Source organism: Pseudomonas sp., from assembly GCF_036404235.1.
In the GTDB taxonomy this organism is placed as follows: Bacteria; Pseudomonadota; Gammaproteobacteria; order Pseudomonadales; family Pseudomonadaceae; genus Aquipseudomonas.
Genome location: NZ_DASWOT010000020.1, coordinates 23,786 through 34,050 on the forward strand (window position 1 = coordinate 23,786; position 10,265 = coordinate 34,050).

Below are 10,265 nucleotides of genomic sequence, written 5' to 3' on the forward strand. Positions count from 1 at the left end.
CTGCCGCGACATCTCTGCCGTTTGTAGCTGACACTCCACGTTAGCCGCCTCGCCAACAAGTTGGCTCCTACAGATCATCACATTTGTGGGAGCGAGCTTGCTCGCGAATCCTTTGGGCGTTGTTCACACTGCGGCCGACTAAACCAGAACAGCCAGCGACGTGTATTTCGCGATCATGGGATTAGAGGTGATGAGTCGCATTGGCTCAGTGATGGCGGTGGCAACAATCAAGCGATCAAATCGATCGCGATGATGATGTTCCTTCGAAATCATCCAGAATATCCATGATGGCAAAGTGGTCGCTACAAATCTTTCTCCCGCAACCGCTTGTACAACGTATTCCTGCTAACCCCCAGCTTCTTGGCCAACTGCGAAATATTCCCGCCGCTTTCCTGTAGCAACTCAGTCAAATCTTCGGTTGATGCCAGAGTCGCCTTGCCGTTAAGGGTTTCATTGGGCTGAGGCAGTTCGCCGCCCAACTCAAGATCAGCAAAGAAATCCTCGGGCAAATGCTCGCTTGAGATCGCTTCGTCGTCGGCCAATGCGAGCGCCACCTGAATTACGTTGCTCAACTGACGCAGATTACCTGGCCACGGATGGCGCTCGAACAGGGCCATGACATGCGGCTCAAATCCGGCAGTCTGCTGCGGCTCACGATGCTGATCCCAGATGCGCTGGATCAACGCCGCTTTATCGGTACGCTCGCGCAGCGGCGGCAGCTCAAGGTTCAGACCGCTAATGCGATAGTACAAATCCTGGCGGAAGTGACCGGTCTGTACCTGCTCGCGCAACGAGCAATGGGTGGCGGAAATCACCCGGATGTCCACCGGATACAATTCACTGCTGCCCAGCGGCTGTACGCAGCGTTCTTGTAATACGCGTAGCAGACGCGCCTGAACCGGCAGCGGCATGTCGCCAATTTCGTCGAGAAACAACGTGCCTTTGTCCGCCTTGCGAATCAGGCCGATGCTGCCTTTATGGTGTGCGCCGGTGAAAGCGCCTTTCTCGTAACCGAACAGCTCGGCCTCGACCAACTCCGATGGAATCGCCGCGCAGTTCACCGCAATCAACGGTTGATGAGCCCGAGAGCTGGCCTGATGCAAGGCTTTGACGAACACCTCTTTGCCGACACCCGTTTCGCCGTGAATCAACAGCGGAACGTTCTTCTCCAGCAAGCGCTGCGCCTGGCTCGCGGCCTTGGCGACTTTTTTATCGCTTAAACCCAGTGCAGCCAGCGCCGTCGGCTGGTTAACCAGAGAGGGCTTGGGCGCAGGCACGGTTCGCAGTTGCACGACCTGTGCCTTGGGCCGTTTCAATAGGCAATGAAAACGGTTATGTCCCGACGCCTGAAGAGCGAATGGCTGGCCTTCCGCCTGATCGAGCAACTGCGAAACCGGCGCCTTGAACAGGTCTTCGATATTGACCCGCAGCAGGCTGACACCCAGCAAATTGTCAGCGCGGCGGTTGGCACAGAGGATTTTCCCGCTGTCGTCGAACACCAATAATCCGGCCCACTGACTGTCGAGGTTGTTCAGGCCGGTGTTGAAGGTGAGCTGGAAATGATGGTGCTGGAACTGGTCGAGGATCAGCCGGTTTTCGATGGTCTGGCTCATCATCTTCACCATTCCCAGCGTGTGGGAGGGTGGCAGGAAGCTGTCGCTGGACACGTCGAGCACCGCGATCATGCGTCGGTCGGCGTCGAAGATCGGTGAGGCGGAGCCGGTCATGAAGCGGTTGGCCTTCAGGAAGTGTTCGTCGTGTTCGATGTGTACAGCCTGTTCGCAAGCCAGCGCGGTGCCAATCGCATTGGTGCCGGTGGCCTGTTCAACCCACGTGGCGCCCGGCACGAATCCCTGGCTCTGCGCGGGTTCGACAAAACGTTTAGTGCCCCAGGAGTTGAGCACTTGGCCTTGCTGATCGGCGAGCAGGATCAGGCAGTTGGAGTTACTGAGGATGTTTTCATAGAAGGGCAGAACTTGCTGATGGGTGGTCTGCACCAGCGAATGGTGGCGCTCAAGCAATTGCGCAACGTGCTGCTCGGGCAACTTCCCAAACGCTGGACGCGATTGGGGGTCTAGGCCGAACTCGCGGCAGCGGGCCCATGAATCCTGAATGATGCTGTCGTGATTGCTGGATACGCGGGGGATTGCCATGAGTATGAGTCCGCAATTGTTTTTATTTTTTTGTAACGGCTTGCGTGAGCATTCGTGCTCGGAACGTCCATCCATTGTTGTTCAGGATTGTTCAAAGTCAATGTTCATTTTGTTCAAGTGTTCAGTTTTTCTGTTCACTTTTGTTCATCAACGAATATTCGGCTTGGCTAGTGTCGGCGCAGAAGGCTCTGGCATAGGCGTTTGCGCGCGGCGCGCGATAACGAACACCTATTGGCACGAATGTCGCTATCCAACAAGTCGGTCGACGAACGTTATGCGTCGGCCGTGGCTCACAACAGGCAGCTCCAACACCTAATAAGAATCGAAACAGACAAAAGGGCACGCCATGTCTCTTACGCTTGAGCACGTCAGCCGCACCGTCGACGGTCAACTCTGGATCGACAATGTTTCGCTGAGCTTCGAACCCGGCTCATTCAACGTATTGCTGGGGCGCACCTTATCAGGCAAAACCAGCCTGATGCGCTTGATGGCCGGACTGGACAAGCCAGACAGCGGCCGAGTACTGATGAATGGCAAAGATGTCACCAAGGTTGCGGTGCGCCACCGCAACGTGTCGATGGTGTATCAGCAGTTCATCAACTATCCGAGCATGACCGTGTTCGACAACATCGCCTCGCCGCTGCGCCAGGCCGGTGTCTCGAAAGATGAAATCCAGAGCAAAGTGCTGGAAACCGCGAAAATGCTGCGGATCGAAAAATTCCTCACCCGTTATCCCCTGGAATTGTCCGGCGGCCAGCAGCAGCGCACGGCCATGGCGCGGGCATTGGTCAAGGACGCTGAACTGATCCTGTTCGACGAGCCGTTGGTTAACCTGGACTATAAGTTGCGCGAGGAACTGCGTCAGGAAATGCGGCTGCTGTTCGAAGCGCGACACACCATTGCCATTTATGCCACCACCGAACCCAACGAGGCCTTGGCCCTGGGCGGTACTACCACGATTTTGCACGAGGGGCGGTTGATTCAAAGCGGCAAGACTGCCCAGGTTTACCACCAGCCCAAGACGGTCCTCGCGGCCGAGTTGTTCTCCGAGCCGCCGATCAACCTGATGCCAGGGCGTATAGACGGCAACGAAGTCAGTTTTGCCAACTTCGTACACTTCCCGCTTAACATTGACCTGCGCAACGTGGGCGATGGTGAGTATCGATTCGGTGTGCGTCCCAGCCATTTGAGTCTGGTGCCATCCAACGACGACGACCTGGAATTGGCGGTCACCGTGGAGCTGGCCGAAATCAGCGGTTCGGAAACCTTTCTGCATGTGCGCAACGAGCATTTTTCGCTGGTTCTGCACTTGCCCGGCGTACACGCCTACGACGTTGACACACCGATACGCGTGTACATCCCGACGCACAAGTTGTTCGTATTCGATCAGCAGGGCGGCCTGATTCAAGCGCCGGGCCTGCGCATGGCGAGGGTTGCCTGATGGCTGAGATCCGTTTGCAAAACCTCGCCCACAGCTACAGCAAAACGCCAAGCGGGCCCGACGACTACGCGATTCGCGAGATGAGTCATGTTTGGGAGCAGGGCGGTGCCTACGCGTTGCTCGGCCCGTCCGGGTGTGGGAAATCGACCTTGCTCAATATCATCTCCGGCCTCTTGAGCCCATCGGAAGGCAAGGTGATGTTTGACAGCACCGTGGTCAACGACATGTCTCCCGAGCAGCGCAACATCGCTCAGGTTTTCCAGTTTCCGGTGGTCTACGACACCATGACGGTGTATGACAATCTGGCGTTTCCGCTGCGCAACCAGGGCATGGCAGAGAAGAAAATTCAGACCAAGGTCAACGAAATCGCTGACGTGCTGGACCTGCAACCGCTGTTGAAGAAGAAAGCCAAGAACCTCACGGCCGACGAGAAACAGAAAGTGTCGATGGGGCGCGGTCTGGTGCGTGATGACGTGTCGGCGATCCTGTTCGATGAACCGCTGACGGTGATCGACCCGCATTTGAAATGGAAATTGCGGCGCAAGCTCAAGCAAATCCACGAGCAATTCAACATCACCATGGTCTACGTCACCCACGATCAACTGGAGGCTTCGACCTTCGCGGACAAGATCGCGGTGATGTACGGCGGCCAGATCGTGCAGTTCGGCACGCCACGCGAGTTATTCGAGAAACCCAGACACACTTTTGTCGGCTATTTCATCGGCAGCCCGGGGATGAATCTGATCGAGGTTACACCGCAAGCGGGGGGTGTCGGTTTCGGTGACATTCATTTGCCACTGTCCGAAGGTGTGCAACAACGCCTGGCCTCGACTCAGTGGAGCAGCCTGAAAGTCGGCATTCGTCCTGAGTTCGTGCATGTCTGGGATGGCCCTTGCGACGATGGGATGTGCGCTGAGGTGATCTATGTCGAAGACCTGGGCACCTACAAAATCCTGACCCTCAAGCTGGCGGGCCAATTGCTCAAAGTGCGCATACAGGAAGACAAACCCGTCCCCCAAGGTCAGGCCTGGATCAGTTTCCCTGGCCAGTGGCTGATGCTGTATGCCGATGATTTTTTGCTTGAGGCCAGCCCGGCGAACGAGGTGCCCCATGAGTAAGGTGCAGAACAACAAAGCCTGGTGGCTGGTACTGCCGGTGTTCCTGCTGGTGGCGTTCAGTGCCATCATTCCGATGATGACGGTGGTCAATTATTCGGTGCAGGACATTTTCGACCAGTCCAGCCGTTATTTCGTAGGCACTGACTGGTTCAAACAAGTGCTGCAAGATCCGCGTCTGCATGACTCGTTGCTGCGCCAGTTCATCTATTCAGGCTGTGTGCTGTTGATCGAAATCCCCTTGGGTATTGGCATCGCGCTGACCATGCCGACCAAGGGACGCTGGTCGTCGCTGTGTTTGATCGTGATGACCATTCCGCTGCTGATCCCGTGGAACGTGGTGGGAACCATCTGGCAGATCTTCGGGCGCGGTGATATTGGCTTGATGGGCTGGTTTCTCAACAACGTGCTGGGCATCAGCTACAACTACGCAGCCAATGCTTCGGACGCCTGGGTGACCGTATTGGTGATCGACGTTTGGCACTGGACGTCGTTGGTGGCGCTGCTTTGTTACTCCGGCCTGCGGGCGATTCCGGATGTGTACTACCAGGCAGCGCGTATTGATCGGGCATCCAGTTGGGCGGTGTTCCGACACATTCAACTGCCGAAGATGAAGAGCGTGCTGTTGATCGCGGTAATGCTGCGTTTCATGGACAGCTTCATGATCTACACCGAGCCGTTCGTGCTGACGGGGGGCGGGCCGGGTAATTCCACGACCTTCCTCAGCCAGACCTTGACCACCATGGCACTCGGTCAATTCGACCTGGGCCCGGCAGCGGCATTTTCGCTGGTGTATTTCCTGATCATTCTGTTGGTGTCATGGGTGTTCTACACCGCCATGACCCACGGCGAAAAGAACTGAGGAGCGGCCATGAACATGCGCAAAATCGTGCCGTTGTGGATCTACCTGTTGTTCCTGCTGGTGCCGATTTACTGGCTGGTGAACATGTCGTTCAAGACCAACACCGAAATCCTCGGTGGCCTGACGCTGTTTCCGCAGGACTTCACCCTGGCGAACTACAAGGTGATCTTCACTGACGAAAGCTGGTACAGCGGCTATATCAACTCGCTGTACTACGTTTGCCTGAATACCGTGATATCGCTGAGCGTGGCGCTGCCTGCGGCTTACGCCTTTTCACGCTATCGTTTCCTTGGCGACAAGCATTTGTTCTTCTGGTTGCTGACCAATCGCATGGCGCCGCCAGCAGTATTTCTGTTGCCGTTCTTTCAGCTGTACTCGTCCATCGGCTTGTTCGATACCCACATCGCTGTCGCGTTGGCGCATTGCCTGTTCAACGTGCCGCTGGCGGTATGGATTCTCGAAGGCTTCATGTCTGGCGTGCCAAAGGAGATCGATGAAACGGCGTACATCGACGGTTACAGTTTTCCGAAGTTCTTCGTGAAAATTTTCATCCCGTTGATTGGCTCCGGAATTGGTGTGACAGCGTTTTTCTGCTTCATGTTTTCCTGGGTCGAACTACTGCTGGCGCGCACCCTGACGTCGGTCAATGCCAAGCCGATTGCAGCGGTAATGACTCGCACGGTGTCGGCGTCGGGTATCGATTGGGGCGTGCTGGCAGCGGCGGGGGTGTTGACCATCCTGCCGGGCATGTTGGTGATCTGGTTCGTTCGCAATCATGTGGTCAAGGGCTTTGCTCTTGGCCGTGTCTGAGGAGTCGGAAAAATGGATTGGATGGCCTGGACACTGCCTACCGCAATTTTCTTTGGCAGCATCGCCGCGATTCTGGTCGGCATGACCGCATGGGAATTGTGTTCGGCGAGCGTTGAACGACGAGGTTTCCTGCCGATCTCCACCACCCGCGGTGATCGGTTGTTTATCGGACTTCTGGGCAGCGCCTACCTGCATTTGTTGGTAATTGGCGCGACCGATTGGAGCATCTGGGTTGCGTCAGGAATCTCCCTGGTGTGGCTGTTGGTGGTAATGCGTTGGGGTTGATGCCTGATTGCAAGTCGTCCAGGCGCCCGGCAGCTGTAGGAGGCGTTTGTTTAGAAGGTTGGAAAGCGCGATTACATAAGAAACAACACTGGAGGTGACTATGTTCAATAAAAAAAACAAGCTGCGACATAGCGTGACGTTGGCGACCATGCTGACACTCAGCGGGTTGAGCGTCTCGGCGTGGGCGGATCAGTATGAGGATGCGGCGAAGAAGTGGGTGGGCAGCGAGTTCAAGCCTTCGACCCTCAGCGCCGAGCAGCAATTGGAAGAACTGAAGTGGTTCATCAAGGCTGCCGAACCGTTCCGTGGCATGGACATCAAGGTGGTGTCAGAAACCCTGACCACTCACGAATACGAGTCTAAAACCCTGGCCAAAGCGTTTACTGAAATCACCGGTATCAAGGTGACTCATGACTTGTTGCAGGAAGGTGACGTGATCGAGAAGCTGCAGACCGCCATGCAGTCCGATAAAAGCATCTATGACGGCTGGGTCAACGATTCTGACCTGATCGGTACGCACTTTCGTTACGGCAAGGCTGAAGCCATCACCGACCTGATGGCCAACGAAGGCAAGAACTTCACGTCGCCGACCCTGGACATCAATGACTTTATCGGCCTCTCGTTCACCACGGCCCCCGATAAAAAGGTCTATCAACTGCCCGACCAACAGTTCGCCAACCTGTACTGGTTCCGTGCAGACTGGTTCGAGCGTGCAGACCTGAAGGAAAAATTCAAAGCCAAGTACGGTTACGAACTGGGCGTACCGGTCAACTGGTCGGCGTATGAAGACATCGCGAAGTTCTTTAGCGAAGACGTCAAGGAAATCGACGGCAAGAAAGTCTACGGTCACATGGACTACGGCAAAAAAGACCCGTCGCTGGGCTGGCGCTTTACCGATGCCTGGTTCTCCATGGCCGGCAGCGGCGATAAAGGCCTGCCCAATGGCTTGCCGGTAGACGAGTGGGGGATTCGCGTAGAAGATTGCCATCCCGTGGGTTCCAGCATCACTCGCGGTGGTGATACCAACGGCCCTGCAGCGGTTTTCGCCACACAGAAATACATCGACTGGCTCAAGGCCTATGCGCCGCCTGAGGCTGCAGGCATGACGTTCTCTGAGTCCGGCCCTGTGCCATCACAAGGTAACGTCGCCCAACAGATCTTCTGGTACACAGCGTTTACTGCCGATATGACCAAACCCGGTCTGCCAGTCATGAACGCCGATGGCACGCCGAAGTGGCGCATGGCGCCTTCGCCTAAAGGGCCGTACTGGAAAGAGGGCATGAAGCTCGGCTATCAAGACGTGGGTTCGTGGACGTTCCTCAAGGCAACGCCTGAGAAGCAACGTCTGGCTGCCTGGCTTTATGCGCAGTTCGTCACCTCGAAAACCGTGTCACTGAAGAAAACCATCGTCGGCCTGACGCCGATTCGTGAGTCGGACATCAACTCCAAAGAGATGACCGCGCTGGCGCCGAAACTGGGCGGTCTGGTGGAGTTCTATCGCAGCCCGGCGCGGGTTCAATGGTCGCCTACCGGCACCAATGTGCCTGATTATCCGAAGCTGGCTCAACTGTGGTGGAGTCATGTGGCTGAAGCGGTCACCGGCGAGAAAACTGCACAAGCAGCGCTCGACGGCTTGGCCAAGGATCAAGACGCGATCATGACCCGCATCGAGCGCTCCAAAGTCCAGGAGGCCAGTGGCTGTGCGCCAAGGATGAACCCGGAAACCTCGGCTGAGGAGTGGTACAAAAAAGCAGAGGCCAGCGGCGGCAAGTTCCTGGCACCACAGCGCAAATTGGCCAACGAAAAACCGAAGGGCGAAACCATCAACTACAACGAACTGCTAAAAAGCTGGGAAAGGGCGAAGAAGTAACCTGTTCTGAAACAAAAAAAACGGCACTTTCGAGGTGCCGTTTTTATGAGTGGTTGCGCGATCAGCCGTGCAGTGTTTCAGCGGCATACAGGGTGTTTTCCAGCAGGCAGGCCCGGGTCATCGGGCCAACGCCGCCTGGCACCGGGGTGATCCAGCCAGCACGCGGCAGTGCAGTCTCGTAAACCACATCGCCAACCAGCTTGCCGTTGTCCTGACGGTTGATGCCGACGTCAATGACAATGGCGCCTGGCTTGATCCACTCACCTTTCACCAGGCCGGGTTTGCCCGCTGCGACCACGACCAGATCCGCGCGGCCGACATGGCCGGCCAGATCCTGAGTAAAGCGGTGGGTCACCGTCACGGTGCAGCCGGCCAGCAGCAGCTCCATCGCCATCGGACGACCGACGATGTTGGATGCGCCAACGATCACTGCATCTTTGCCATACAGGTCCACGCCGGTGCTTTCCAGCAAGGTCATGATGCCTTTCGGGGTGCAGGGCCGCAGCAGTGGGATGCGCTGGGCCAGCCGCCCGACGTTATAAGGATGGAAACCATCGACGTCTTTGTCCGGGCGGATGCGCTCGAGCAGGCTGGAGGCGTCGAGCTGTGCGGGCAGCGGCAATTGCAGCAGAATGCCGTCGATAGCGCTGTCATCGTTGAGGCGGTCGATGAGGTCGGTCAGCTCGGTCTGGGTGGTTTCGCTAGGCAGGTCATAGGCTTGGGAAATGAACCCGACCTCCTCGCAGTCTTTGCGTTTGTGCGCGACATAAACCTCAGAGGCGGGGTCGTTACCGACCAGGATCACCGCAAGGCCTGGCGTGCGCAGACCTTGCTCGCGACGCTCGGCGACACGTTTGGCGATCTGCTGGCGCAGGTTGGCTGCGATCGCTTTGCCGTCTATTAGTTTTGCAGTCATTGCGCGTGATTAACCATCGAAAGGGAGGAAAAAAGAGCGCGCATTCTCGCATGACATGGCGCAGGGGCAAAGACGGTTGGTCTGCATAATCCCCTAACCCCTTTAATTGCCTGAATTTTTTAGAAAAAAGAGTTGACGACCTTTAGGCCCGTCTATAAGATTCGTCGCACTTGTCGGGCACAGCCTAACACTGAGTGGCCAGAGATGGTTGGCGAAGTCGGTGGGTTGATTAAGTCAGGTAGAGTTCAGATCGGCTCGGCGTGATTGAAAGCTCTTAGGTTTGTAATCGCAAGAATACAAATTAAATAAGTGCCCGTAGCTCAGCTGGATAGAGCATCCGCCTTCTAAGCGGATGGTCGCAGGTTCGAGTCCTGCCGGGTGCGCCATTAATGGCAGCTTTGGCACAAGTAGCATTCAGATTGAATGCGCCGGTTACAACGCAATATGGTGGGCGTAGCTCAGTTGGTAGAGCACGGGATTGTGACTCCCGTTGTCGAGGGTTCGATCCCCTTCGTCCACCCCATATTCGAAGAAGGCGCCAGGTTTTTAATCTGGCGCCTTTGCTTTAACAGCGTCAAATGCGGATGTGGTGGAATTGGTAGACACACTGGATTTAGGTTCCAGCGCCGCAAGGTGTGAGAGTTCGAGTCTCTCCGTCCGCACCAGTTAAAAACCTTTGGAGTCGCTATGGCGCTCTGAAGGGCTAGAAAAGCCGCCAAGTGCGGCTTTTCTTGTTTTAGCGTATTGGTTTCATGATCCAGCGACCCTTACGGCTGATCGGTTGCTGGGTCGTTCGGTATGTTTCCAGGGATT

Annotated in this window: 8 protein-coding genes, 3 tRNA genes and 1 pseudogene; 9 read left to right on the forward strand and 3 right to left on the reverse strand. The window is 56.2% G+C overall.

Annotated elements, in window-relative coordinates:
* Positions 1-138 precede the first annotated feature (138 nt).
* Positions 139-261: pseudogene (locus VGC62_RS02770) on the reverse strand (PIN domain nuclease); the annotation flags it as partial.
* A gap of 41 nt (positions 262-302) precedes the next feature.
* Positions 303-2,153 carry a sigma-54-dependent Fis family transcriptional regulator gene (locus VGC62_RS02775; RefSeq protein WP_331185548.1) on the reverse strand — a complete coding sequence of 617 codons (1,851 nt, stop codon included), beginning with the start codon at positions 2,151-2,153 and terminating at the stop codon, positions 303-305.
* Between the two features lie 346 nt (positions 2,154-2,499).
* On the opposite strand from VGC62_RS02775, the gene VGC62_RS02780 reads away from it, so the two are divergent.
* The 6 genes from VGC62_RS02780 to VGC62_RS02805 all read left to right on the forward strand — a co-directional run bounded on the left by VGC62_RS02780 (position 2,500) and on the right by VGC62_RS02805 (position 8,536).
* Positions 2,500-3,594 (forward strand): ABC transporter ATP-binding protein, encoded by a 1,095-nt coding sequence (locus VGC62_RS02780; RefSeq protein WP_331185549.1) that lies wholly within the window; start codon positions 2,500-2,502, stop codon positions 3,592-3,594.
* Positions 3,594-4,712 (forward strand): ABC transporter ATP-binding protein, encoded by a 1,119-nt coding sequence (locus VGC62_RS02785; RefSeq protein ID WP_331185550.1) that lies wholly within the window; start codon positions 3,594-3,596, stop codon positions 4,710-4,712. Before VGC62_RS02780 ends, VGC62_RS02785 begins: the two co-directional genes overlap by 1 nt.
* A complete protein-coding gene (locus VGC62_RS02790) occupies positions 4,705-5,571 on the forward strand; it encodes a sugar ABC transporter permease (RefSeq protein ID WP_331185551.1) in 867 nt (288 codons plus the stop codon). Before VGC62_RS02785 ends, VGC62_RS02790 begins: the two co-directional genes overlap by 8 nt.
* Positions 5,572-5,580: 9 nt before the next feature.
* Entirely contained in the window at positions 5,581-6,381 is an 801-nt protein-coding gene (locus VGC62_RS02795) for a carbohydrate ABC transporter permease (protein ID WP_331185552.1), read from the forward strand.
* A 12-nt stretch (positions 6,382-6,393) separates the two neighbouring features.
* Positions 6,394-6,666, forward strand: coding sequence for a DUF2160 domain-containing protein (locus tag VGC62_RS02800; RefSeq protein WP_331185553.1), 273 nt, complete (start codon positions 6,394-6,396; stop codon positions 6,664-6,666).
* A gap of 100 nt (positions 6,667-6,766) precedes the next feature.
* The gene (locus VGC62_RS02805) at positions 6,767-8,536 is read left to right on the forward strand and encodes an ABC transporter substrate-binding protein (RefSeq protein WP_331185554.1); all 1,770 of its coding nucleotides are present in this window, start codon (positions 6,767-6,769) and stop codon (positions 8,534-8,536) included.
* Between the two features lie 61 nt (positions 8,537-8,597).
* Here the strand turns inward: VGC62_RS02805 and folD are convergent, their stop codons facing one another.
* Entirely contained in the window at positions 8,598-9,452 is an 855-nt protein-coding gene (folD, locus tag VGC62_RS02810) for a bifunctional methylenetetrahydrofolate dehydrogenase/methenyltetrahydrofolate cyclohydrolase FolD (protein ID WP_331185555.1), read from the reverse strand.
* 309 nt (positions 9,453-9,761) lie between these two features.
* Here folD and VGC62_RS02815 point away from each other — a divergent pair.
* From VGC62_RS02815 to VGC62_RS02825, 3 genes are all read left to right on the forward strand, one after another.
* Positions 9,762-9,838 (forward strand) — tRNA-Arg (locus tag VGC62_RS02815).
* 61 nt (positions 9,839-9,899) lie between these two features.
* A tRNA-His gene (locus tag VGC62_RS02820) sits at positions 9,900-9,975 on the forward strand.
* A 57-nt stretch (positions 9,976-10,032) separates the two neighbouring features.
* Positions 10,033-10,117, forward strand: a tRNA-Leu gene (locus tag VGC62_RS02825).
* Positions 10,118-10,265 lie beyond the last annotated feature (148 nt).